The 25,806-nt window shown below is 43.3% G+C and carries 18 protein-coding genes and 1 pseudogene; 11 read left to right on the top strand and 8 right to left on the bottom strand.

The annotated features are described in order from the left end of the window. Positions 1-2 precede the first annotated feature (2 nt). Entirely contained in the window at positions 3-1,085 is a 1,083-nt protein-coding gene (disA, locus tag DFR58_RS18825; protein ID WP_114299632.1) for a DNA integrity scanning diadenylate cyclase DisA, read from the top strand. A 73-nt stretch (positions 1,086-1,158) separates the two neighbouring features. Here disA and DFR58_RS18820 read toward each other — a convergent pair whose 3' ends face one another. From DFR58_RS18820 to DFR58_RS18805, 4 genes are all read right to left on the bottom strand, one after another. Continuing rightward, entirely contained in the window at positions 1,159-2,028 is an 870-nt protein-coding gene (locus tag DFR58_RS18820; RefSeq protein ID WP_114299630.1) for a MurR/RpiR family transcriptional regulator, read from the bottom strand. Positions 2,029-2,056: 28 nt separating this feature from the next. Further along, complete coding sequence (locus DFR58_RS18815; RefSeq protein ID WP_114299628.1) at positions 2,057-2,977, bottom strand: ROK family protein; 921 nt, start codon at positions 2,975-2,977, stop codon at positions 2,057-2,059. Next, on the bottom strand, positions 2,970-4,814 hold the full coding sequence (locus DFR58_RS18810; RefSeq protein WP_114299626.1) for a class I mannose-6-phosphate isomerase: 1,845 nt from the start codon (positions 4,812-4,814) through the stop codon (positions 2,970-2,972). The genes DFR58_RS18815 and DFR58_RS18810 overlap by 8 nt, the downstream gene beginning before the upstream one ends. A gap of 78 nt (positions 4,815-4,892) precedes the next feature. Continuing rightward, a complete protein-coding gene (locus DFR58_RS18805; RefSeq protein ID WP_114299624.1) occupies positions 4,893-6,320 on the bottom strand; it encodes a hypothetical protein in 1,428 nt (475 codons plus the stop codon). A 425-nt stretch (positions 6,321-6,745) separates the two neighbouring features. Here DFR58_RS18805 and DFR58_RS18800 point away from each other — a divergent pair, with 425 nt between their 5' ends. Further along, entirely contained in the window at positions 6,746-8,863 is a 2,118-nt protein-coding gene (locus DFR58_RS18800) for a beta-galactosidase (RefSeq protein ID WP_114299622.1), read from the top strand. 35 nt (positions 8,864-8,898) lie between these two features. On the opposite strand, the gene DFR58_RS18795 is transcribed toward DFR58_RS18800, so the two are convergent. Further along, complete coding sequence (locus DFR58_RS18795) at positions 8,899-9,738, bottom strand: MurR/RpiR family transcriptional regulator (protein ID WP_242987727.1); 840 nt, start codon at positions 9,736-9,738, stop codon at positions 8,899-8,901. A gap of 263 nt (positions 9,739-10,001) precedes the next feature. On the opposite strand from DFR58_RS18795, the gene DFR58_RS18790 reads away from it, so the two are divergent. The 8 genes from DFR58_RS18790 (at position 10,002) to rbr (ending at position 23,060) form a co-directional block, all read left to right on the top strand. Further along, complete coding sequence (locus tag DFR58_RS18790; protein ID WP_114299618.1) at positions 10,002-10,958, top strand: ABC transporter permease; 957 nt, start codon at positions 10,002-10,004, stop codon at positions 10,956-10,958. 13 nt (positions 10,959-10,971) lie between these two features. Beyond that, a complete protein-coding gene (locus DFR58_RS18785; RefSeq protein WP_114299616.1) occupies positions 10,972-11,850 on the top strand; it encodes a carbohydrate ABC transporter permease in 879 nt (292 codons plus the stop codon). Positions 11,851-11,936: 86 nt separating this feature from the next. Continuing rightward, the gene (locus DFR58_RS18780; protein ID WP_114299614.1) at positions 11,937-13,481 is read left to right on the top strand and encodes an extracellular solute-binding protein; all 1,545 of its coding nucleotides are present in this window, start codon (positions 11,937-11,939) and stop codon (positions 13,479-13,481) included. A 104-nt stretch (positions 13,482-13,585) separates the two neighbouring features. Beyond that, positions 13,586-14,086 carry a type 1 glutamine amidotransferase domain-containing protein gene (locus DFR58_RS18775; RefSeq protein WP_114299612.1) on the top strand — a complete coding sequence of 167 codons (501 nt, stop codon included), beginning with the start codon at positions 13,586-13,588 and terminating at the stop codon, positions 14,084-14,086. A 95-nt stretch (positions 14,087-14,181) separates the two neighbouring features. Further along, on the top strand, positions 14,182-20,439 hold the full coding sequence (locus tag DFR58_RS18770) for an S-layer homology domain-containing protein (protein ID WP_114299610.1): 6,258 nt from the start codon (positions 14,182-14,184) through the stop codon (positions 20,437-20,439). Positions 20,440-20,759: 320 nt separating this feature from the next. Then, a complete protein-coding gene (locus DFR58_RS18765; protein WP_114299608.1) occupies positions 20,760-21,698 on the top strand; it encodes an AEC family transporter in 939 nt (312 codons plus the stop codon). Between the two features lie 323 nt (positions 21,699-22,021). Beyond that, entirely contained in the window at positions 22,022-22,474 is a 453-nt protein-coding gene (locus DFR58_RS18760; protein WP_114299606.1) for a Fur family transcriptional regulator, read from the top strand. Further along, positions 22,467-23,060, top strand: coding sequence for a rubrerythrin (gene rbr / locus DFR58_RS18755; protein ID WP_114299604.1), 594 nt, complete (start codon positions 22,467-22,469; stop codon positions 23,058-23,060). Before DFR58_RS18760 ends, rbr begins: the two co-directional genes overlap by 8 nt. Before the next feature lie 335 nt (positions 23,061-23,395). On the opposite strand, the gene DFR58_RS22645 is transcribed toward rbr, so the two are convergent. From DFR58_RS22645 to DFR58_RS18740, 3 genes are all read right to left on the bottom strand, one after another. Further along, positions 23,396-23,512 carry a cyclic lactone autoinducer peptide gene (locus DFR58_RS22645; RefSeq protein ID WP_114299602.1) on the bottom strand — a complete coding sequence of 39 codons (117 nt, stop codon included), beginning with the start codon at positions 23,510-23,512 and terminating at the stop codon, positions 23,396-23,398. Continuing rightward, complete coding sequence (locus tag DFR58_RS18745) at positions 23,505-24,377, bottom strand: hypothetical protein (RefSeq protein ID WP_207659279.1); 873 nt, start codon at positions 24,375-24,377, stop codon at positions 23,505-23,507. Before DFR58_RS18745 ends, DFR58_RS22645 begins: the two co-directional genes overlap by 8 nt. A gap of 229 nt (positions 24,378-24,606) precedes the next feature. Next, the gene (locus DFR58_RS18740; RefSeq protein ID WP_114299598.1) at positions 24,607-24,978 is read right to left on the bottom strand and encodes a helix-turn-helix domain-containing protein; all 372 of its coding nucleotides are present in this window, start codon (positions 24,976-24,978) and stop codon (positions 24,607-24,609) included. A 637-nt stretch (positions 24,979-25,615) separates the two neighbouring features. Here DFR58_RS18740 and DFR58_RS18735 point away from each other — a divergent pair. After that, positions 25,616-25,806, top strand: a pseudogene (locus DFR58_RS18735) (hypothetical protein); the annotation flags it as partial.

The raw sequence follows: 25,806 nt of genomic DNA, 5'->3' as shown, positions 1-25,806 counted from the left end.
AAATGAGGGAAGAAAGATTTAAAGACAGCGATATTATAGATGTTCTTAAAATGATGGCTCCAGGCACACCTTTGAGAGAGGGTTTGGAAAATATTTTGAGAGCCAGGACAGGTGCTCTTGTAGTTATAGGTGATTCAAAGGAAGTAATGGAGGTAGTAGACGGAGGCTTCTTCATAAACAAGGAGTATACCCCTGCGCACCTGTATGAATTGGCTAAAATGGACGGTGCCATAATACTTAGCAAGGATGTTAAAAAAATATTGTATGCCAATGCCCTTTTAATACCCGATCCGTCAATACCCACTGAAGAAACCGGCACAAGGCATAAGAGTGCCGAAAGAGTATCTAAGCAGACGGGAGAGATTGTCATTTCGATTTCTCAGAGGAGAAATATCATAACGCTGTATATGGATTCCAGCAAGTATATATTAAAGGATACCGCAAGTATACTGGCAAAAGCCAATCAGGCCATTCAGACGCTGGAAAAATATAAGTCTGTGCTGAATGATGCAATGACTAATCTAAGCGTTTTGGAATTTGAAGACATAGTGACGTTGGATGACGTGTCTTTAGTTATTCAAAGGACAGAGATGGTAATGAGGATAGGCGCCGAGATTGACCGGTATATATGTGAGCTGGGAAATGAGGGCAGGCTTGTGAGTATGCAGCTTGAGGAACTGCTTTTAAATATTGAAAAGTATGGACTTCTGGTTATAGAGGACTACATGATTCCCGTTGATAACAAAACACGGGAGGATGTAATGAAGCAAATCCAGTCGTTAAAATATGACGACCTCATGGACTTGAGCTTTATATGCCGCGCAATGGGATATTACGGAGGGAATAACTCCTTTGACATAAATGTGTCTCCCAGAGGCTACAGAATTATGAACAACATTCCCAGAGTTCCCTCAGGAGTCGTAAAAAAGCTGGTGGATGCCTTTTTAAACCTGCAGGGCATACTTAAGGCTACAATAGAGCAGCTCGATGAAGTAGAGGGCATAGGAGAGGTAAGGGCAAGGATGATTAAGGAGGGCTTAAGGCGAGTACAGGATCAACTTCTTATTGACAGGAGACATTTTTAGCTGCCTACGACTTTAAAGCCGGCTCCAGACGGATTAAAAACTCCGGAGACGGCTTATATAAAAGCTGCTGTGTTTAAAAATCGTGGGTATTGGCATGGACATGCTTGCGCGTAGACATCAGAAGCGTCTTGTCAAGATGCTTCTTTACACTTCCGTACATGCGGCTCACAACTGCCGTATATAAAATATCAATTACCGTAAGCTGGCCGATCCGCTGCCCCATAACACCACTGCGTATCAGTGACTCGGTGGAAGATGAATACAAGCAGATGTCGGCCTTTTGGCTGAGAGGATTTCTGCTGTAGCAGGTGATGCTGATTATGGAAGCATCAGTCTGCTTGACAATCTCTGCTGTTTCCAGAATATCCTTTGTATCTCCGCTATACGAAATTAAAACCGCCACGTCGCCTTTTTTTAAACTGGTGGCGTATAGAATCTGGTCGTGAGGATCGGAGCTGGACATAGACAGCTTATTAATGCGTACAAATTTGTTATGTGCGTCCAGTGCGATTATTCCTGACGTGCCTACCCCGTAGAAATCTATCCTATCTGCCTTGCAAAGTATGTCAATTGCACGGTCAAGCTCATCAGCAGACAAAAAAGCCTTTGTATTTTCTATGGATTTAATATTGTTGCTGCATACGCTTTGTACTATAGAATCTGTAGAATCTCCGGGCCTTATGTCACTATAGGGAGTGACCTCCTGCTGGTCTAGTGCCAGATCGGTAAAAAGCATGCGGCACAGCTCCTTATAGCCGGAGTAATTTGCCGATTTACACAGGCGCACTACTGATGACATACTGGTCCCGCATGCATTTGCCAGCTCATCTATTGACATATTCACAACCTCGCCGGGAAAGTCAAGGATAAACCTGGCAATTTTCTGCTCCTTTGGAGCAAAAGAATTCATTAATTCCTTAAGACGTAAGCAACAGCTTGACATAACCTTCCTCCTTGCAAAAACAAATACTTTACAGCAATACGGTATCGACTTCCGGAAAGAGCGCTGCTCTGGCCGTCCCAAGCACCGGGGCTAAGTCTATATTCTCTGCCGCTGCGATATGGCGCAGCGCAGGCAAATCCGAAAGACCTTTTCTAAGCTCAGGCAGGAACAGTGAGGAGGATTTTGAAATTGCTCCTCCTAACAACAGGCACTCAAAACAATTTTCAAGTAAAATGTCGTGTACTATTTCAGCCAGATAGCGCCCCGTTTCACTGAACACCGCGGCAGCCTCAGGCTGTCCCTCATGTGCCAGCTTGGCAATATCCACAGCATCCGTTTCCTCTGGGGTATTGCCGCACAGGGCGCGGTAGCGGGAGATTATGGCACGACGGGATACATACTCCTCACTTGTACCGTTACGGTATGGTCTGGAAAATATGCTGATGCCGGGACCGCCATGTTCATTTGCATAAATTTTACCGTCGATGAAGGAGGCAAATCCCAGCCCTGTTCCTATGATAACACCTGCAACCCGCTCGAAGCCGCATAGACTGTTATTCCACAATGCACCGAGCAAAAACGCGTGGGAGTCATGCAGAAAATGTATGGGAATATTGCCTGCCCCCTCCCATAACCATAAACGCATTGGGATGCCCTTAATAGAAACATATTTATGTGTCATAAGGCTTACCCCATTGGCATAGTCAAAGGGGCCGGGAATGCACACTCCCACAGCCGACAGCTCCAACCCGCACTCTTGTGCTTTGGAAAGGCCCAGTGCCGCAAGCTGTGTATAGGCGGTCTGAATATGGCCAATACTGCCGTTTGAATCCAATGAAATCCGAATGAAGCTGTCTTCCACAATCGTCCCGTCACTTTTTACAAGTGCCGCTTTCAGGAACGTTCCTCCGGCGTCTATGGAAAGAACACATACATTGGACTTATTCATTTTCAAAGCCTTCCTTTAACAGCGTTTTGTGAATGGTAACCTTTCCGACACCCTTGTTAATAACCTCATAAGGGCCGAAGCCGGCCGGCACTATGACCATATCCAGATAATTCTGCTCAAAACAGCGATCGGGATTGGTTAGGGAACGGATCAGGCATTTTTCACCCTCAACAAGCACTAATACATGGAACCGATCGGTGGTTTCATCCTCATATTTTTCAAAAAAGCGCACATTTCTGAGACTGAAGTATATCAAGTCATGCTGCCCTACAATAGTCTCTTCAAAGCCTGTGCCCTCGCGAATAACACGAGGTTTTTGGATTAGATTCGCCTTAACCCAGCTCTCCTTAAAGTCCCTGCGCAATACCTTATCTCCGTGGAAGGTATGAATAGGGCGAAGGTTGCCATCCAAATCCTTCCTCATATAATCATACATTTTATAAGTATAGGAGCCGATTGTCAAGCTTCCTATTTCAAGAATGACTTGATTGCGCCCTGAGGCATGAATGGTTCCTGCCGGAATCAGGAACTGCTGTCCGGCAACTGAAGGCTCGGAGTATACATACTTGTCATGGTCAAAGCCTTCTCCATAAATTTCAGCCCGTCTGGCCTTTTCTATAAATTCCTCTACATCCGCGTCCTCATGGAATCCGCAATAGGTTTTTGCCTCCTGACCTGTAACAACCATATAGTAGCTTTCATCCTGACGTCCTAATTCGTTGTTGCCTTTTATGTAATCTCCGTTAGGGTGTACCTGAATGGACATGTTTCCGCTTGAATGAAAGGTATCGTCATAATTAAAGCGAATGGGGAAATACCCGTTAAATTTTTCGGCAGGCTTTTTGCCCATCAGTTTTGGGCCAATAACCTGTACAAAGCAGTAGAAGGGGAATTCCAGCTCCATTGTTTCAATATCGGCCGCAATGGACACCTCCATAGGAATCAAGTCAAATACCCATGCACAGTTTTTCATTTCTTCCGGCAAATTGCGCAGACGCTTGACATAAAAGCCTCCCCACACTCCTTCAAGATAGACGGGACGACAGCGAAGAGGGTAGCCGATCATTGTTTCAAACAGTGCTTTCATGGTTGTCAGAGGCAGCATCTTCATTTTATCGGGATTATCACCGGCTATATAATAGTCTATTTGCCCGTTGCAAATCAATTTACCGCGAAATTCGGCAACTACTTCAAAATCAATATAGTAACTGCGTCGCAGTATCTGGTTTACAGGCATGGGCTTTGTCGATCCCAGATTAGTGAACATTCCCTGACGTATATTAAGAATAGTTCGTTTTTGTGTCATATCAATGAAAAGCTTGAGGGTGCAGTAGCGGCGAAGAGTGTCAATAAGTGAGCCGTAGCCGTACAAAATCAGTACACCCTTTCCGCTTTCCGAAAAGCTTTTCAGTTCGGAGGAGAGCTTTTCAATTTCATCTGCTTTCATGAGGCTTTCATAGCCGCCCTCATAGCGTGAGCCATACAGCAGTACAGGGTCTGTAGACTTATCCTCCGGCAGGTAGGGCAGAAAATTTTCATATAGCGTGTCGCTGTCCAGAAAAAGCTGCTGGGTGGAAATTTCCTCAAAGCTAATGCCGTTTTGAGCCAGTTGTAATGAAAGAAGGCCTTTGAACTGTAGAATGGGAGCGGTGATATAGCCGTCTAAGGCGACAATACAGCGCGGTGAGCGGGAAAGCTGTTCCAAAATTCTGGCGGTCAGCCTTTTTGCCGAGGCGAGAGAATCTGCGGAAACAGTCTTTTTTAATTCAGGATCAAAGCATATGTGGTTGACGGCATTGGGGTCGTCATACGGGTATGGATTAAACATAAAGCTCATTATAATACACCTCACTAAAAATTTTTGTAATTATTTCAAGATATTAAGTTTTTGATATTGCTGTGTTTTACTGCTGCTTTATAAAATTTTAAAATCAAAATCCAGCAATTGCGCCAAATAGCGCAGTCTATCGCATAAATCCCCTTCTGCCAGAGCATAGTGCTGGGTAACACCAATCTCAAGAAGACTTTGAAACAGCTGCTCGGAATTGCCGGAGACAGGACGGAACATACCGTGAGAATATGATACAAGGAAATGCTTGCACGGCAGGGCTTCTACTAACGTGCATACCATTTTAAAGCGGCCGTTGCATTCCGAAACGTGGAGCATGGTCTTAAGTCCGGGAGGAATTACATACCATGCAAAGGGAGCCCCCGCATGCTTATAGCTTGTTTTGGCAAAACGCACATCGCAGGCAATTTTAACCCTGCCGGACGGATCTGTGTAATCATTAGGGCCGGCATGCCCTGCAGCGAAGCAGTCCTGCTTTATATCTATATGGAAAGGCTCAATGAAATTAACGGGCTTGCCTGTGAGCTGCATTAAAATATAAACAGCCAGCCCGCCGCCTATATCGCCCTCCGGCACAACGGAGATATCATTGGTGCCGGGGCACGGCAGGAATCCGGGACGCAGTCCCACCTCTTCCAGAAGAACCGGGTCGACGTCATTTAGCACAACCATGCTGACGCCTGCCTTACGGGCTATGCTTTCTAAAGCGAGAGATGCCCTTACCGAGGCATCAAGCTTCCCTTCGTCTACTCCCGGAACAACCTCATACTTCTCCTCTAAAATGCCTCTCGTTTTCTTTAAAAGCGTGGTGTCAAGCGAATTAATTTCTTTAACCAGCGTAGTGACGGACATAAAACGAAGCTCGGGTCCAGCCTTCATGAAAAGGTTATAAGGATCGACATAGGTTGACCACATAACCTCATTGTAAGAGGCAAGCAAGCCGAAAACGGCGCCGCGAAGAGACGAACGCACGGCGGCGGCGTGGGCGAAATGCATGGCTTTAAGCATAAGCTCATCAAATCTCCCGATTGAGGTAACAAGCATGGGCCTCGAGAAGCGCCTTACGGAGCCTGAGGCTTCTAAAGAGCCCACAAGGCCTCCGGCAGAAAGAAATTCAACAAAATCACTTTCTTCAAAGGTGTCTTTAAACGAAATTTCATCCCTCACTTTACAGCCCAAGAAAATAGGTACCAAAGGCATATCACGCAAGAAACGCACCCACGCAAAATCCTCAGTCCAGGAAAGAAACAGCGCAAAAACCCAATCTACATTCTCACATTTAAAAAGTTTGATGGCATTGTCCATGTCGTCACGTGTATAAACAATACCTGGATATACCACTTCGCTGAATTTTTCAAGTTCCTCAGAGTAACGAGCTGCCTCAGAAATTTTTCGTAACTCATAGCCTCCCTGCGGAAGCTCGCTTCCAAGCTCACGGAAACGGGATGTGGCAATCAGCAATAGTCCTGCCTTTGTTTTTGGAATTGGTCGCATTTTAATGCCTCCATGCAGCTTAAGCTGCGAAAAATTCAAACTTGAAAGGGATTTTCTTTTTTCGACAAGATTGCAATTCTTATCACCTCAATTATATATTTAACACAAAAAAACGTCAATAGTATTTTCGAAAAAAAGTAATATATATGAAAATAATTTCGATGAGATTCCAAGAACAAACGAGCTAAAATCAGCAAATGTAGCGAATTATATAGGGTTATAAGGAATTGTGTAAATACTAAAAGTTGAATTTTAAAAAATATAATTAAAATAAAATTTCAGAAATTATTATTAAATATGAAATAATTAACTTGAATTTTTATGAAAAATGAGATATAGTGCATATACAGAATATCTGAAAATTATATATAGTATTTAGAATTTGAATTATCAAACATCTGTTTACTGTTTAAGGAGGCTGCCAAATGGAAAAGGATAGCATTGAGCTTAGTAGTTTTTATGTACTTCAGGGTACTAAAGCTGATGGAGAAGAGGGGCTTGTCATTAAACCGGGGGAGGATGGCTGCATCCGTCTGCGGCTTGAGGGAAAAACTGCCGAGATGGGAGAAACCTCCCGGATGGGAGAAACCTCCCGGATGGGAGGAGTTAACTGGAAGGGGCACAGGTACTTTATCGTAGACATGCTGGCGGACATGGATTCCCAAATGCTTGTGGATTTTTGCTTTGAAAAGGCCAATCCGGCAGAGGGAGAGGAACGGGGCTGCATTAATTATGAGATGCTTCCGACGAGGCGTGTGAAGCTGGCTGTTGATCTGGAAGAGCTGCAATCAAAGCACTTTTTTCTTCTTACACTGCCGGGGATGCTCAAAGGTCGTGTCAACTGTAATCCGTGCGACATTGAGGAAATGAATGCGGTGGAGCTTTATTTTCATCCGGGTTACAGCCATTTATTCAGAAGCGTTACAATTTTTGAGGCTTACCTGTGCAATATCCTGCCCGATATGAAGGTCATCGGGGGTCCGATGGTGGATGAGCTGGGACAGTGGATACAGAAGGATTGGAATACAAAGTCCCGAAGCATTAAGGATATGACGGATTACCTTCATGGAGAATACTTGAGGGCTGAGACGGAAAACAGTTACCCGGAGGGCTGGAGCAAATACGGAGGCTGGACAAAATTGAAGTTTGACGCCACGGGCTTTTTCCATACGCATCATGACGGAAAGCGATGGTGGCTGGTTGACCCTGAGGGCTATGCGTTTTTCAGCAACGGAATATGCTACGGGAATCGAATGGGTGTACACGGTTTTGTTGACAAGATGGAGAACCTGTTTTCATGGCTTCCCGGGCAGGAGGACGAAACTTACCGGGATGCGTGGACGACGGCGGATAAGATACCTGAATTTGCAAAGAGGAATGGTGTTGATGCCGGTAAAAACAGAAGGATGTTTAATTTTGCCCGTTCCAATATGATAAGAGCCTTCGGCCCTGAAAAATGGTGGGATGCCTGGGTAAAAATAAACGGTGCGCGCTTAAAGCGATGGGGCTTCAATACTATTGGCGTGGGAGTAAACAACTATGAGGACGAGAGGGTTATGGACTATCTGGCGGAGGTTAAAATCCCCTTCGTATGGACGCTTAAGAATTTTCCTCTTACAGACGAGCTTGTGTTCAGGGATTTCCCCGATGTATATTCAAAGCAGTATGAGGAGCGCTCAAAGGAATTTGCGCAAAAGCAGCTTGCGCCATTTGCGGGCAATCCTTATATGATAGGATACTTTATCACAAATGAGCCCGAGTGGAAGTTTCAGACGTCGGTAAACCTCGCAGAAAGGGTTTTTGCGCATCCCAAAAGGCTTGCATCAAAGGAGGCTTTGGTAGAGCTTCTGCGGATGAAATATAGGACTATTGATGCTTTGAACACGGCATGGAAGCAAAATTTCAGCAGCTTTCAGGATCTGTATATACCCTTTTCCAATGCTGATTGCTTCAGCAGGGAGGCATTGGAGGATATGGGCTTTTTGCGCTCCAAGCTGCTTGAAAAGTATGCGCAGGTTCCCGGAGATGCGCTGTATGAGGTTGATTCGCAGCATATGAATCTCGGGATGAGATACAGCGAAATCAGCAAAAATGAAATTGCCGGAAGTGAATGTTTCCATATTGTTTCCTTCAACTGCTATTATGAATCGGCAGAGCCAAGCTTAAATATTGCTTCCGATTCTATCGAAATGCCATGTATAATAGGTGAGTGGCATATTGGAGGCGCGGACAAGGGCTTGCTGTCTTGCGGCCTGCTGGCTGCCGAAACGCAGGAGCAGAGAGGACAGGCTTGTGAATACTATATGCAGACGGCTATGCGTCATAAATACTGTGTGGGAATACATTATTTCGAGATGAATGACCAGCCGCTTTTGGGGCGGTTTGACGGGGAATGTATGCAGCATGGCCTCATAGACATATGCAACAGATCGTATGATGAGATGATTGACCACCTTGTAGAGACTAACCACAATTTGTATGGCTATGTAACCGGCAGCATAGAACCTGTCGCTAAGCCTGCCAAAGTTTTCAGGGCAAAATAGAATATAAAGCAGGCTGCTCTCTGCGGGCAGTCTGTTCATTTGCTGGAACGCATCCGGCCCGCGGCAAAGAGAGATTTGTCGAGATGAGGCTTCACACTGCCGTAATTATTGCTTGCAACGGCAGTATATAAAATATCAATAATTGTAAGCTGGCTGATTCGCGAACTCATAGCTCCGCTGCGGATGAGATTTTCCGTGCTGTAGGTATACAGGTTGATATCGGCCTGCGTGTTAAGGGGATTTTTTCCGTACTTTGTAATTGCTATAATCGTAGCCGAGGTCTTTTTAATAATATCGGCAATAATAAGGACATCCCGGGTTTCTCCGCTATATGAGATTATCACCGCCACGTCCCCTTTTTTTAACGTAGCCGCACTTAGCACCTGAACATGGGGATCCTCGCTTACGTTGCTGTGCTTATTTATACGCAGGAACTTGCTGTGAGCATCCAATGCCACCAGACAGGAGGTGCCTACTCCGTAAAAGTCTACACGGTCTGCCTGACAGATAGCTGTTACCGCCTGCTCCAGTTGATCAACATTTAAAATCTGAAGGGAGCTTTCTATGGCCCTGATATTACTCATAACTACACTTTTGGCAATGGAAGGCAGACTGTCGCCCGGACGCACATCCTCATAAACGATGTCATCCTGACGATTAGCACTTATGTCTGCCGTCAGCAGACGGCAAAATTCCTTATAGCCGCTGTAGCCTAAGCTTTTGCATAGCCTTACAACTGAGGACGGGCTGGTTCCGCTGGCCGCTGCAAGCTCCTGTATAGACATTTTAGGAACATCATGGGGAAACTGAAGCACGTATTTAGCCACCAGCTTTTCTTTTTTTGTGAGTCCGCTTAATGACTCCTTTATCTTCAAACAACATCCGACCAAATTCTCCGATTCCTTTCAATAAAAGAGTTTATTTTAAATAATATTATTTGTATTATCAATTATTTATATTATCAACAAATTGAAAAAAGAACAAGTGATAAAAATATATTTAAAAATTTATTTTAAAATAAAATAAAAATATTGACATAATCATTTCAAATGAGTATACTTTAAATATCGACAAAATACATCTCAAATTTCACACATTATTTATGCAATATTTATAGTTTCAGAGAGGAGAACCTAACATGTCAATGCAGGTCAAGAAGGTTAAGCCACTCGATATTCCTAAAAAAGGAGGATTCCTTTCCTATGTGAAAAGTGAATATATGTTATACCTCCTTATGGTTCCGGGGCTTCTTTACTTTATCATTTTCAAGTACATTCCCATGTATGGGGTGTCAATAGCTTTTCAGAATTATAATATATTTAATCCTGAAAACTCAACCTGGATAGGCTTTGACAATTTTAGCAAGCTTATTTCACAGGTCGGATTTCAAAGAGCATTGTATAATAACATTATAATTAGTATACAGAAGCTGATTATAGGGTTCCCTATTCCAATTATTCTATCCTTAATGATTAATGAAATTAACAGCCGATATTATAAAAAATTTGTTCAAACCTCAGTAATACTGCCCAATTTTGTTTCATGGGTAGTCATCAACGGTCTTATGTTCGCACTGTTTTCTCCCAGTATGGGAGGCATACGTGAAATAGCCAATATTATAGGATATGCGGGAGATCTTCCTAATTTACTGACTGATAAGGACAGCTTTCAAGCGGTTATAGTGTGGTCCCATGTATGGAAGAATGCCGGTATGGGCACCATTGTGTACCTGGCGGCCTTAATGGGAATCGACGGCCAGCTTTACGAGGCTGCCGTCATGGACGGTGCGGGCCGGTGGAGACAATTGATACATATCACTTTGCCTTGTCTTAAGTCTACAATTATTGTCCTTTTGATGTTCCGTGTGGGAGAAGTAATGTATGCAGGCTTTGACCAGATTTTTGCCATTACCAACCCAATGGTGAATTCGGTAGCCGATATCATTGACACATTTGTATACCGTGTGGGTCTGGAAAACAAACAGTTTGCACTTGCGACAGCGGCAGGACTTTTCCAGTCGGTTATAGGCCTCATGCTGGTGCTTATCACAAACGCCATTGCAAAGAAAACAGACCCTGAAAGCAGCATGATTTAAGGAGGAGGACACTATGAAAAAGACAAGGGCAGAAAAAGCCGGCATGATTATAAATGGGTTGCTGCTGCTTCTCATTACGTTTATTACAATTTATCCATTCTGGCATGTTTTAATGTATTCCATAAGCAATTCACAAGCGGCATCATCAGGAGGGCTGTTTTTCATACCAAGAGAGCTTGACCTTCTGGGATACCGAATGGTGCTGAAGCAGCCCCAGCTTTATATTGCTTACTGGAACACAATAGCCAGAACGGGTGTGGGAACGCTGATAAGTGTCATCCTTACGGCTATGCTTGCATACCCGCTCTCGTTGCCGCGGCTCAGGGGCAGAAGATTTCTTTGCATTGCCATATTTTTTACAATGCTTTTTAACGGAGGAATGATTCCTACATATATTCTCATAAACGACCTCCACATGATAGATACCTTTTGGGCGTTGGTACTGCCAAATGCCATGACTGCGTACAACCTGTTTATCATGAGAAATTATTTTCAGTCCATTCCTGCGAGCCTTGAGGAATCGGCGAGAATTGACGGAGCGAACCCTATTACCATTCTCTTCCGCATTGTTATCCCCATATCTACCCCGACATTAGCCGCGGTGGGGATGTTTTACGGAGTAACCAACTGGAATGCGTACTTAGACGGAGTTCTATACATTAACAGCAACAGCCTGCAAATTCTTCAGGTCTATTTGAGAAATCTGTTTTCCTCAGCGGGCTCGGGAGCTGTTCTTTCAGGGGTGCAGGGCATTAGTGAAACTTCCAAGGTGACTGAGGAGACGTTAAAGATGGTTACCATTTCAATTTCGGTAATACCCATACTCGTTATATATCCTTATATACAAAAATACTACACGACGGGTATTACAACGGGAGCGGTAAAGGGTTAAAAGGCAGCAGCCGGAAAGCATCGGGATATAACTATAGTGCTTTACAAAAAATAAAAATAAATATATTAGATGTTAAGGAGGAGAATATGAAAAAGATTCAAAGAATTGCAAGTGCATTACTTATAGCTGCAATGGTGTTGGCGGTAAGTGCCTGCGGAAATTCCCCCTCGAATGGCAATGAAGGCAGCGGAGCTTCCGGCACCATAGGAACAAATTCCCAAGACCCCGCTGAATTGAGCATATTGGTAGTGGGTGATAACACACCTCCCGATACAAACTCAGTGCTGAAGGAGGTTGAAGCCAAAACAAATACTAAAATGAAGGTAACCTATGTCTCATTGGCTGATAACGCATCCAAGCTTAACACTTTAATTGCCGCTCGAACCCTTCCGGACATATTTTCAGTAATGACGATATCCGATGCCGAGCAGATGAAGCAGAACGGAATGCTGGCGGAGCTTACTGAATATGTCGGCACTTCAAGCTCAATTAAGGAAAATCTGGGAGACGTAATCACAAGCCATCCTCTGAACAAAGACGGAAAAATATATGCATTGTTCAATGCGGATCACGAATATGCACAGAATATGAATATAAGAACTGACTGGCTTAAAAAGGTAGGAAAGGAAATGCCTACTGATCTGGACAGCCTTTACGATGTGCTTTATGCCTTTACATATAATGACCCCGACGGGAACGGAAAGGATGACACCATTGGACTTGGTGCTTCGATTGTAGGTAACTGGAACAACTTTACAAGTATTCTGGGTGCTTATGGCATCGCGGCTAATAATGTTGGTTTGCGTCCCACTCAATTGGATGACGGCACGGTAACCACAGGAATGAAAAACAAGAATTTTCTGGAGGCTATAAAATACTTCCGGAAGCTATATAAGGCCGGGGTTATGGACCCCGATTTCGCGGCCATACCCACTATGGATTCCTTTGGAAAGCTATGGAACGGGAAGGTGGGGGCGTTTGACTTCCAGTGTCCCGGTCCCACAAACAATTGGATGCCCTCACGCTATACTGAAAACCCTGTACCAACGTTTGATTTTGCGGAGATTAAGGGCCCTTCTGGAGTCGCGGCTCAAGGAAAGCTTTATCCAAGCTATACGCCTACTGTCGTAGTCAGCTCCCAGTGCAAGGATTCCGCTGCCGCTGTCAGGCTATTGGACTTCTTTGTATCGGAGGACGGAAACGCACTGCTGAGGCTTGGGGTTGAAGGCACACATTTCAACTGGCTGGATAAACAGGCAGGCACCTATGAAATAATCAAGCCATATGATGACAGCACCACAAGCAGAAATGACGGTGTATATGTCTATTCCGAGTTCTTGAAGCCTAAGATAACTACTGAGCGCCGCACGTTAAATGAACTGACAAAGCGCGGTGTTGCAATGGCGGATGACATGTGTACAATTGAATGGCCCTTTATTTACACATCCTTTGATGCTGATATAAACTACGGAGCAAACCTGAAAAATATAGAAAAGGAAGTTTTCTGCCAGCTGGTTTCCAGCAAGGGAGATTTGGAGAAGGAATATAAGGAAGCAATTGCACGATGGGAAAGTGAAGGCGGCAAGGAGTGGGAAAAGGGCGCCACGGAGGCTTATAACTCACAGAAATAGAGCCTTTCAATAAAAGCGAAAAACCAGACTGCGCGGAGGCCGTCTGGTTTTTCAAGTAAAAGGGGAGCATTAACGCAATAAATTTATAGGGGATGATTTAAATTATGAAAAAAATACTGATGATTACAGCGGACGGATACGATGATTCGGAGGTGCTTTATCCGTATTTCCGTTTGATAGAGCAAGGCTTTTCAGTGGATGTTGCATCGTTCGCAAAGGGGCCTGTAAACGGAAAATATCATTTTGTTATTCAGGCCGGAATGAGCTTTGAGGAGGTTTGCCCGGATAAATATGACGGGCTTATGATACCGGGAGGAAAAGCACCTGAGAAAATCAGACAGAACGCGGCGGTATTGGATGCGGTCAGACGCTTTATGGAGAGGGGACTGCCTGTTGCTGCGATATGCCATGGACAGCAGATATTAATCTCCGCAAAGGTTCTGTGCGGCAGAAAATGCACGTGCTATCCCGGAATAAGGGATGACTTAATAAATGCCGGAGGCGTATATCTGGACAGTGAGGCTGTGGCGGACGGGAACCTGGTCACTTCAAGGCGTCCTGAAGACTTGCCGTATTTCATGAGGGAATTTGTCAGGATGTTTTAAATTTTACTTTAACCATGCGGAAATTTTACATAGGCTTTACAGAGTATAGGCAGAAAATATGTTAACATAAAATATAATTTTAAGAGGGGGTAATTATGAACACTGTTTTAAAAAGATCTGTCACAATCATATCTGCCTTTGCAATTGCTATATCTGCTTTTTTTCAGCCTGTTGTTGTAAACGCACAGGAGGATACTTCCGGGGGATACATATTTCAATCCGATACTGAGGCACTGACAGCAACAGAATCTTATATAGACGATACCGTGGAGGATGAAACACCTGAAGAGTCTGAAATAATTGAAGAGCCTGAAGGGACGGAGACGCCTGAAGGGACGGAGACGCCTGAAGGGACGGAGACGCCTGAAGATACGGAGACGCCTGAAGATACGGAAGCACCTGCAATACTTGAGACACTTGGGGAGCCCGCCACTGCGTCACTGATAATAACGGAAGCCTACATAGACGATATAAACCGTCCGGAATGGGTTCCTTCAGGCGCTCTCTTTGACACCATGGAGTATGTTGAGGTTTACAATCCTACAGATATCCCCGCCAACTTTACGCAGGATTTCAGCCTTCACCATTATAGGAAATCTGCAAATAAGGAATATGCCCTTTCGCTGTACGGGCAGACTGAGGATGTCATAGTACCTGCCCATGGCAGCATAGTCCTGTGGGGGTATCAGGTGAACAAGTATTCAGGCGCAACGGAAAAAATCCCTTCCGTTGATGATTTCCGCAATGCATTTCCTTATTTAAGCGACAACCCCGGCATAGGTGTTTATCAGGTAAATACATCCCCATGTCTGGGCTTTTATAACACCTATAACGGGAGCTTTCGTATAAAGGACGGGAGCGGAAATGTGATATGTGAGGCGGCCTATACTCCCGCTACAGATTCCGCAGATGGCAAAAGCATTGAGTTCCGTATGCCTGCGGAGGGCGTTGAGATGACTGTCTACACGCAGCAGGCATCACCTACGCCGGGTATTGTAGCAGAAGAACAATATACTCCTCCACCAATTCCAAATGAACCGGTAATTGTGAGTATTGACGCCGAGGATACATGTTCCGTCGGAGAGCCGTTTAAGGTGTCGGCAAATATTACAGACGCCCAGAGGGCAAGCATATATATAAAGCAAAGCGATTATACGCCTTATCAGAAAATATCCATGGCAAACGAGGGGAATGGAATTTTCAGCGTCAGTGTCCCCCGTGCTAAATTGTGGGGAGAGAGCTTAAAGTGGTATATTGAGGCCCATAACGATATCAAGACTGCGATATCAGAGGAGGCCGAAGTTGGTATGCTCTATTCCTACGATCCCGCCGAGCAGCCTCAGGTGCTTATGACAGAGCTTAAGACAGAGGAGACGGGATATAACTATCTGGAGTTTTACAATAATTCGGATCATACCGTTAACTTTACCTATTACAGTATATTTTACGAATATCCCTCCGGTCTGTCGTATAAGCATTGGACATTGGACAACAATGCCCTTTATATAGAGCCGGGCAAAACGCTGGTGGCGTGGATCAGCAATGACAGCGGCAAAACCGTTGCCGACTTTAACAATCTTTACGGTGTCGAGCTTGAAGAAAATAAGTCCATCGTAAAAATTAATTATTCAGGAATGAGCCCTAATGAAGAGAGGACTATAAAATTAGGGAATACCTATAGCAATCCGGTGCTTTTGGCAACCTATCATGAGGACGAGTTTGACGATACCGCAAAAATTTCTTCCATTCATTATACATACAGCAGAGATAATGAAATGCGGATGATTAAGGGGGACATTGAAAGCGCGCCTACACCGGGCACTGTCGAAGATTGGCAGGTTCCGTCGGAGAGAGTTCCGTTTGATAATTACGGGGGATATATTGACGACGAAAGCACTATGGTATTAAGGCCCAGAGATGAAATTCCCGAGGGAATTGAGGACGGGGAAGCACTGAATATAGCTTTTGACTGCTATGACACGGCGACGGGCGTAAACACCATAGAAACCTATTATAAATTTGACGATGAGCAAGAATACAGAGTAAAGCTGGAAAAGAGGCAGCGCATAGCCGGACAGTTGATAACATCTATTCCTGCAAGCGAGTTTCTGGGACATAAAAAGGTAACCTTTTATATACGTGCATATAACGCATTTCGATATTATGACACCCAGACTTATGAGGTTGTCATCAAGCCCGCTATAGATACAGAGGGAATAACTCTTAACATAGAAAACGGGGCAATTGTAAGCGGCATTGTCGGTATAGCGGCGGCAACACCAAGCGGGGACGGGGATATAAGCATACAGCTTGACGGAGAAGAGCAGCCTGTTATTCCGACAATGGAAACCGGGGCATATTTCTCATATAAGTCAGACAGCCTTACCTCTTACTTTAAAAACGCAATAACTGTAGGAAAGGATGTTATAAAGCTGCTGTCAAGCTGGGCAAATGTAAACCACAAAGCGGCATATATCGACGGAAGCTATTTTGAAAAGAAGGCTGACGGGGACTATGAGGTTACGGTAACCTTACGCGCCGGCTCACAGGGCAGCCCTTTTGAGGAAACCGGGGAGCATGCTGAGTTTATAATGAGCAATATGGCTTTATATCTTCCTGACGGCACATTTATTTATCCCGATAATGGGATTGAATACAATGAGAAGTACACGATAGGCAAGACAGGTATGTCTCTGGATATACACTTTACCATAGCCGGCGATGACATAAAGGCAAGAGGGATAATTCTTGATACTTCAAACCTGTCTGAAGGAGAGCATGTGGTGAAGGCATCTTCGGCTGCCGCTTCAAAAAATGTTGTAATCATGGTGGACAATACAGGGCCTCAGATAAATATGGGTATTGATCAGGGGCAGGCTTTAAAGAGCGGAGATGTCATTTCTCCTCAGGCCGTTGATCATGCCAGCGGTATTGATGACACAAAAACTCAGGTTACTCTGGATGGAGTAGAAATTCAGCTTCCCTATACAGTGTCCCACCTTAAGCAAAAAAGCGGTACACATACCTTGAGTGCTTCATACACGGACTATGCGGGACATACCACGCAAAAATCAGTTGACTTTACGGTGAATATCCCGGAGACAGGCGGACAGCCTGTGGAAGTCGTGCAGGATGAAAGCGATTCTGCTGTCTTGAAGGTAGACATTGATGACGGATATAGTGAGAATGTTACGGTGGAGTTTATGGAGGGGAAGAAATTTTCAATCCTGCAAAACAATATCGGGATCAGTTCGGGGGCGGGAGATTACCCTCTGATGGGAGGAACAGACAGCTTGAGCTCAAGCGGCCGTGCAGAGCTTCCTTATCAGGTATTCAGCATAAACACCGGAAGCCTGGATGAGGATTCCCTGATTGAGGTGGATTGGAAGGGAAGTAGCGAAGCGCCGGGGGTACTTCGGATGTTTGTACTCAATGCGGCAGACAATAAATGGGAGCAGGTGGCGGTCGGGGACGGGAAGCAGCTTAAAGCGTCGTTTAATGCCAAAAACCATATTAAGGGCGGAAAGGTGCTGCTGCTGGTGCAAAGCCGAAGTGAGGGAATCTATCCCTATACCGCAGCCGATGGCGTCCTTAAAGATACGATGGGGGAAAGCGGAAGAGCAGGCTATACATGGGACGGTACAGGAGTGCCGGAAAGCTATGATTTTAGCTTTGCATGGGTTACAGATCCTCAATATTATGTTGAAAGCTGGCCTTACCATTATACAGAAATGAATCAGTGGGTAGTTGACAACCGCAATAAATACAACATTAAGTATACAATCAATACAGGCGACCTTATTGATGAGTGGGACAGGGATGAGCAGTGGAGGATAGCTGACGCGGCGCAAAGCATTTTCGATGACGCGGGCATGCCCAACGGTGTTCTGGCAGGAAACCATGATGCTGCCTCGGGAAATGAGGAATACGATAATTACTGGAAATACTTCGGCGAGCAGCGTTACAAGGATAACAGCTATTACGGAGGCTCCTACCGCAACAATCTGGGTCATTACGATTTGATTTCCGCCGGAGGGCAGGACTTTATCATACTGTATATGAGCTGGGATGTACATTACCCCGAGGTACAATGGATGAACGAGGTGCTGGCGCAGTATCCCGACCGCAAGGCCATAATTGCCATACACCGCTATTTGAAGCAGGGAGGGACTCTTGACTATACGGGAGAGCTTGTTCAAAAAAAGGTGGTCGAAAAAAATCCGAATGTCTTTGCGGTGCTGAACGGGCATTACTTTGGGGCCGCGATTAAGATTGACGGATTTGACGACGACGGAGACGGTGTGAAGGAGAGAAGGGTATATCAGATATGCACCGACTACCAGGGTGCGGAGGAGGGCGGACTCCAGTATCTGAAAATGCTTTACTTTGATTTGGAAAATAACAGGATATATATGAATGCATACTCACCGCACAAGGATGACTTCAATTATTTTGACGCACCTAAGCTGGAGTCTTACGATATAGGTGTGGCAGCAAGCTCGCAGGATATTTATGAGCTGGATGTACAGTTTGATACAGCGATAAAGACTCTTGAAACTACCTCCTTGAATATAGATGTATATACAAACAGCAGCATAGGCAAGAGGGAAAATATTTCGGGAGGGGCGGACTATATATGGGAGGGCCTTACGCAGGACACACAATACTGGTGGTATGCCGATATAACAAATAATGAAGGCGCTGTATACCGTACTGCCATAGCGGGAGCCAGAACGGCGGAAGACGGAGGCATTGTTGTAACTGTTCCCGGAGCGCCGGAAAATGTTTCGGCTTCTGCCGGAAACGCCAGTGCAACTGTAAGCTTCAGAGCGCCGCTGGATGATGGGGGAAGTCCCGTCACAGGATACATTGTGACCTCAAGCCCGGGAGGTATAACGGCTATGGGTACAGGTACGGTAATTACGGTTACCGGTTTAAGCAACGGCACAGCCTACACCTTTACTGTGCGAGCTGTCAACAGTGCGGGGACCGGCGTGGAATCCGAGGCATCCAACACCGTAACTCCGTACAAATCTTCAGGCAGCGACAGGCCCCCGAAAAGCAATACTGACTCACAACCAACAAAGCCGGCTAAACCCGGAGGAGTTGAGGTGCTTATAAACGGCAAAGCTCAGACACTGGCTACAGCAGCTACGGCAAAAGAGGGAGATAAAACGGTGACAAGCATTGAGCTGGACGGCAGGGGAGTAGAGAAAATGCTTGAAAAGGAAGGTAATAATGCCGTGGTGACAATACCGTTTAGCACCGGCACCGATATTGCGGTGGGGCAGCTGGACGCACAGGCAGTCAGGAGTATGGAAGCAAGAGGAGCCGTACTTGAGATTAAAATGGATAACATAATATATACACTTCCCGCGTCCCAAATCGGTATTGACGGTATTGCAGCTCAAATGGGTGCGCATGTGGATTTAAGGGATATAAAAATGAACATAACAATATCAGAATCGTCGCAGGAAACTGCAAGAATAGTGGAAGATGCAGCGGACAGGGGCAATTACAGGCTGGTAGTGAGTCCGGTCGATTTTGAAATTACCTGCACAAGCGGAGACAAGGAGATAGAAATCTCAAGGTTTAAAGGGTATGTTGAGAGAATGGTTGCAATACCTGAGGGTGTTGATCCCAAAAACATAACTACGGGTGTAATACTGAATGCTGACGGCACTTTATCCCATGTGCCCACAGTGCTTACCGCAATTGACGGAAGGTATTACGCAAAAATCAGCAGCCTGACTAACAGTACCTACACCGTTATATGGAGCCCGAGAGAATTTGACGACACCAAAATCCATTGGGCCAGAGAAGCTGTGGAGGACATGGCCTCAAGGCTTATCCTTAAAGAAGCGGGTGAAAACGAGTTTAAGCCCGACAGCAATATAACGAGGTCGGAGTTCGCTGCGGCGGTAGTGAGAGCTCTGGGCTTGATGCGGCCGGGGACAGGCAAGGACGTTTTCATTGATGTTTCAAAGGACATGTGGTATTATGATGAAATATCTATTGCAAGTGAGTACGGAGTGGTAACAGGTTATGGAAACCATAAATTTGGACCTGATGATCAAATTACACGTGAGCAGGCGATGATGATTGTTGCAAGAGCCATGAAAATTACGGGGCTGAAGACAGAATTCAAAGCCGGTGAAGCGGGGAATATCATTTCAGAGTTCAAAGATTCCTCAAAAGCTGCCGAATGGGCAAGGGAAAGCATAGAGGCTTGTGTGGGATCAGGGATAATCTTGGGTAAGAGAGGTAAGGCGCTTGCGCCAAAGGATAAAATGACAAGGGCGGAGGCGGCTATAATTGTAAGAAGGCTGCTGCAGAAATCGGGATTAATATAGTACGGGCTGAAGAAATCTTTTCTTAGCAAATATAAAAACAGCCTTAGAAATATACTTCTGAGGCTGTTTTTATATAGTTTAGGCTTTTGCATATCGGAGGATGTAAAATAATATCCTCCATAATAATTTCTACTCTAACTATAAAAGCATGTATACCTGTAGAAGGCGCTTGTGATTTTAGTTAGCTGAAATTATATCTCGGTCACGCATTCCGGGGAAATTATTATTCCGGATATTATTTTACATCCTTTATTAGATAGTTTATATCATAATTTATATAGTTTTGGCTTATTTTTTGATTGGCATAAAGGAGGCAGAATATGCAGGAAGCATTATTGGTTGGGAGACAGGTTCTATTAATTTTTATATTTATTTTTATAGGAATAGCCTGTATTAAAAAGAAGATTGTTTCGGAGGAAGCGGGAAAAAGCTTCTCGAATTTCGTGCTGGCTGTGGTAATGCCGTGTTTGATGGTGAACTCCTATTTGCGACCGGTAGAAAAGGAGCATTTAAAGGGACTTGCACTGGCATTTCTGCTTGCGGTTGTATTTCATATAATGGCTATAGTTCTTTCCTCAATCCTCATAAAAAGGCGCGAGGACGCAAGGTATAGAATTGAAAGGCTTGCCGCAATATACTCAAACTGCGGGTTTATGGCTTTTCCGTTAATATCCGTTGCGGTAGGTGATATAGGGCTGTTTTACGCTGTTGCCTTTATAAGTGTGTTTAATGTTTTGATATGGTCAAATGGAATTATTACGCTTACCGGCCGGAAAAGCTTCAGCTTAAAGGCATGTCTGCTAAACCCCGGATTTATAGGCTTTATAACGGGCATAGTGCTTTATTTGACATCATTCCCCGTACCGGGTGTGATAAGAGATGCAGTTTCGGCCATATCGTTGGCCAACACGCCTCTTGCCATGATTACGACAGGAATGTACCTTGCAGGAATTAATTTTAAAACTGCCTTTCGGAACGTTAATATCTATTTTACCACTGCAATAAGGCTGATTGTCCTGCCTCTTATAATGCTTCTGATCATCAAGCTGTGCGGTGTGGCGGGATGGATGCAGGGAGCGGATGATGTTATTATGTCAAGTATTCTGGCATGCGCATGCCCAGTGGCGGCGTCGGTAACACTGATGCCTGCGAGATTCGGGCTGGACGGTGAATATGGAGCAATGATTATTGCTGTTTCTACGCTTTTTTCAATTATAACGCTTCCGCTCTTTAATCTGCTTACTCGGATACTTATATAACTGCTGAAATTTTATTTACAATATGTTCACATAAAATCAAAAGTATATTAATAATTATGCTGTACACTAATAATTGTACAAAAGCTTTTCAGTAGTGTTCCTCTTTTTAACATATTTCCTTTTTCCAGCCCCGGTTCATAAAGCCGGGGCTTTAATAGTAAGCAAACAAAGCTAAAATACATGTTAAAAGCGTTTTCAACTTTTAAAAAATTTTGATAAAAGGTATTGACACACGCAATGATTATAACTATAATAAATTTGTAATCATTACAATTTTGTTATTATAACATGAAATGTTTTTCAAAGGAAGGAGGGTTGCCATAATGGAAGTGCCTATTGATAATTTAGCGGGGTATTTAATGGAGCACAAGGTAAAGCCTTCTTATGCCAGAATCAGGGTTATGGAATATCTTAAAGAGAAAAGGAGTCATCCTACTGTTGATGAGATATACCATGAGCTTGTAAAGGAAATTCCCACTCTTTCAAAGACAACAGTATACAACACTCTGAATACCTTTATAGAAGCAGGGCTGGTAAGGCTTGTAACTATTGAGGACAATGAGGCAAGGTACGATATGGACGTATCGGATCACGGACACTTTAAATGTGAGTGCTGCGGAAGGATATTTGACTTCGAGATTAACTTAGACAGCCTTGACGCAAAGGGACTGGAGCTTTTTAGTGTAGATGAAAAAAATGTTTATTACAAGGGCACATGTTCAAAATGCCTTGATAATAATAAAAAAATTAAAAAACAGGAGGTTATTTATGAATAGCTTAAAAGGAACCAAAACCGCTGAAAATCTTTTAAAGGCATTTGCCGGAGAATCTCAGGCGCGCAACCGTTACACCTACTATGCTTCGGTAGCTGATAAGGAGGGCTACAAGCAGATAAAGAACATCTTTATTGAAACTGCCGACAATGAAAAAGAGCACGCAAAAAGGTTTTACAAGTTTTTGCTTGAGGGCTTGGCAGGTGAACTGCCTGCTGTTATTGAGATCAATGCGGGATACCCTGTTGCCCAGGGAACTACTCTGGATAACCTGAAGGCGGCTGCCGACGGTGAGAATGAAGAGTGGACGGATCTTTACCCTGCCTTTGCAGAGGTGGCTTCACAGGAGGGATTTCCTGAGATTTCGGCTGCGTTTAAAATGATAGCATCTGCTGAAAAGAGGCATGAGACCAGATATAAAAAGCTTGCTCAAAACATAGAGAATAATACTGTTTTCACAAAGAATGAAAAGATTTTATGGAAGTGCGGAAACTGCGGCTATATTCACGAGGGCAGCAGTGCTCCCGATAAATGTCCCGCCTGCGTGCATCCCCAATCCTACTTTGAGGTATTTGCTGAGACTTACTAATTTCTCAGAATATTAGAGCTAAAAGTGCGAATGTAAAGCATATGTTCTCTTTGCAGCAGAAGGCGTAAAAACAACAAGGCCGCTGCTGTGAAGGGGGCATGTTTTTTTATGCAGGGTGTGCCGCACGGCTCACAGGGCTTACGGTGGAAGAGGTTGAAAGTATAAAATAAAGGGAAGAGGCCGATCTGCGTGTCTGCCTTGAATTACCCACAAACGCGGAACATGCAGAAATTTGAGATTAGACATCAGAGCAGACACATAGGTCTGCCTCTACCACCGCAAAAAGGAATGCCTGCGGCATCCCTTTTTACGCTCATCTTTTGTGTATTATGTTTTTATCTTAGGCTTTTTGGGATTTTTGGCTGATAAAAAAATATTGGGCAAGCACATGAAACAAATAGCATTGCCGTTGCCGTTATCAATCCCCCAATTACAAAATAAAGCCTATTCATTTGATCTTTCTCCCTTCTTATTGTTTGTGGATAGGTAATCTGCTATTTCTAAAAGGTCATAATTAAATGACAGCATATTTAGCTTTATCTGTCCTGCATTATTATTGTCCTCATCCATGCTTGACTGTATTTTTTCTATCAAACATCTTATTGAGTCGGAGGCTTTTTCTTGTCGTGATTTTTCTTTATTAGATATATAATACACACTCCATATAAGTACAGATATATTTAAGATTGGAAATAAAAAAGTTGATATAATTACTAATAGTTGAACAAATAAACTATAATTAATCAAAATCTTATCAAAAACAACCAATTTACCTATTGCGAGCATAAGGCCAATATCAAAAATTAATAAAAATATGGTAATTGTAGATAGAAGCTTGCTTTCAAATATTGTTTTAAAAATAATTGTTTTAGAAAGAGTACGTTTTTTGGCGATTAAGATTGCTAACGCCAAATATTGCATAATAATAGCAGGTAATGAAAGTGCAAAATTTAAAAAAGGATTGTTGTTTATTTCATACATTGAATTTCCAGTTCCGTAGATAACAATAGGAATATATAAATATTCTGAAGAGAACATCGCGACTATGCCTAAAAGACAAAATGCAGAAGCTCTGAGTATCCATTTAGCCGCAGTGCTGTTGTTGAATATATCCCCAAACAAAATAATAGTAATAAGAATGGATAAAATAAATAAGGGAAGGCTTACCTGCAAGGCTGCCCCTGTGTATCTTAAGATACTTGATGTTGTCCCTCCCACAAGTGCTGGTATAAATACCCTTCCATAATCGGATTTTTGAATCAGTCTCTCAAATTCATCTTCTTCCGGCTGTTCCAGATATGCAAACTCTCCCATCAAAATATAAGTAAATATGACTAAAAACAATGCCTCCCAAAACGAAACCGTCACTATATTTAAAATAATTTTTTGAAGAACATCTACTTGAAGCAAATTGCTAAACATTTTATTTATTACCCCCTTAATATGCTAAATCAATAATAATATGTAAATATTTTATACTTTGATTTTCCAAAAGTAAATATATTTTTCATATTTTATAATACGAACTACTAAGGGCAAATATAATTTATTCATTGCTAACAAGCTTTTCCGAATTAAAAGCCTCTTTTTGAGAAGCAGTGCTTATTATTATACCCTTCATATCCATTGCGAGCTTTAAATACATCTGGTTCTGAGGATCCTTTATAAAAGCTATGGCTTCATCGGATAGGTGCGGAGGGTATGGGCTTCGGCTTTGGGTATAACCTGTCAGGTAGTCAATTGAAACGTCGAAATATTCAGCCATCTTTTTAAGCTTCTCTATCGGTGGCTCACGGTAATCTATTACATAGCTGCTGAGGGTGGAAGCATTGATTCCCAGCTCGGCGGCTATTTGCTGCTGACGCACTTTCTTTTCTCCTACCAATTGTTTTATACGCTTGCCAAGAGTTATCTCCATCGCATTAAATCCTCCGTCGATTATTTATACTTTTACCCATTATAATTACAAAAAGCATAATATGTCAATATTTATATGATAATAAAAAAAATATGAATACGCAAATAGTAAAATATTTTAATAAAAAACAATTGACAAATTGCAGTAAGTAATTTATAATTCGTTTATAGAAATTAATGGATAATAAATAATAATAGTGGCAAAATATGCGACACTTGTCGAGGTATTCTTAAAAGGTTGAATATGAAAGTAACACGTATAGGAGTTATTGCTAAATTTTGCATGAAAACGGCTTGGGTTTTAAGAAATATGATTAAAATATAAATTACAAAAAGCAAGACAGGCTTATAAACTGAATAAATTTAAAATTTGCCGTCCGTTGTAAAGAAAGGCAATGTTTGTGCTTAATTAGTGGTAATCTGCAAATTCCAGCAATCAGACAAACCATACCTTCTTATTGCTTTTATTCTTTAATAACGGGCGGCATTTATATATAAAATCCATGACTTTCCCCATAACTGTTTTATTTTCACATTAAAACTGTATCCTCTTTTGTCTGTTAATTCATTAAGATTTTTGGTAAAATAATAATATATTTACAATAACGATAAACATACTGGATTTCAGCTATATAGATGTGGACAGCTACAGCACAGTGTTTCACCTGTGGGAAGACAGGCACAAGGACTGCAAGCTGACAGACATAATGGAGGTAAGGTTTATAGAGCTGCCCAAGTTCAGGAGGGCAAAGCCGGATTTAGGAAAGCCGCTGGACAGGTGGCGGAAGAGGTGCTTCAATATCTTGGAAGCTTCAATGAGATTAAGAAG

Origin of the sequence: Anaerobacterium chartisolvens (assembly GCF_003337415.1) — a bacterium.
Taxonomy (GTDB): Bacteria; Bacillota; Clostridia; order Acetivibrionales; family DSM-27016; genus Anaerobacterium; species Anaerobacterium chartisolvens.
The sequence above is the reverse complement of the archived record's forward strand: the minus strand, read 5'-3'. Positions and strand labels throughout refer to the sequence as shown.

Coding starts and splice junctions, on each gene's coding strand:
- DFR58_RS18765 (WP_114299608.1), top strand. CDS start 20,760: ATGCAGGAAGCATTATTGGTTGGGAGACAGGTTCTATTAATTTTTATA.
- DFR58_RS18820 (WP_114299630.1), bottom strand. CDS start 2,028: ATGTCAAGCTGTTGCTTACGTCTTAAGGAATTAATGAATTCTTTTGCT.
- disA (WP_114299632.1), top strand. CDS start 3: ATGAGGGAAGAAAGATTTAAAGACAGCGATATTATAGATGTTCTTAAA.
- DFR58_RS18800 (WP_114299622.1), top strand. CDS start 6,746: ATGGAAAAGGATAGCATTGAGCTTAGTAGTTTTTATGTACTTCAGGGT.
- DFR58_RS18805 (WP_114299624.1), bottom strand. CDS start 6,320: ATGCGACCAATTCCAAAAACAAAGGCAGGACTATTGCTGATTGCCACA.
- DFR58_RS18790 (WP_114299618.1), top strand. CDS start 10,002: ATGTCAATGCAGGTCAAGAAGGTTAAGCCACTCGATATTCCTAAAAAA.
- DFR58_RS18815 (WP_114299628.1), bottom strand. CDS start 2,977: ATGAATAAGTCCAATGTATGTGTTCTTTCCATAGACGCCGGAGGAACG.
- DFR58_RS18810 (WP_114299626.1), bottom strand. CDS start 4,814: ATGAGCTTTATGTTTAATCCATACCCGTATGACGACCCCAATGCCGTC.
- DFR58_RS18770 (WP_114299610.1), top strand. CDS start 14,182: ATGAACACTGTTTTAAAAAGATCTGTCACAATCATATCTGCCTTTGCA.
- DFR58_RS18785 (WP_114299616.1), top strand. CDS start 10,972: ATGAAAAAGACAAGGGCAGAAAAAGCCGGCATGATTATAAATGGGTTG.
- DFR58_RS18740 (WP_114299598.1), bottom strand. CDS start 24,978: ATGGAGATAACTCTTGGCAAGCGTATAAAACAATTGGTAGGAGAAAAG.
- DFR58_RS22645 (WP_114299602.1), bottom strand. CDS start 23,512: ATGAATAGGCTTTATTTTGTAATTGGGGGATTGATAACGGCAACGGCA.
- rbr (WP_114299604.1), top strand. CDS start 22,467: ATGAATAGCTTAAAAGGAACCAAAACCGCTGAAAATCTTTTAAAGGCA.
- DFR58_RS18780 (WP_114299614.1), top strand. CDS start 11,937: ATGAAAAAGATTCAAAGAATTGCAAGTGCATTACTTATAGCTGCAATG.
- DFR58_RS18775 (WP_114299612.1), top strand. CDS start 13,586: ATGAAAAAAATACTGATGATTACAGCGGACGGATACGATGATTCGGAG.
- DFR58_RS18760 (WP_114299606.1), top strand. CDS start 22,022: ATGGAAGTGCCTATTGATAATTTAGCGGGGTATTTAATGGAGCACAAG.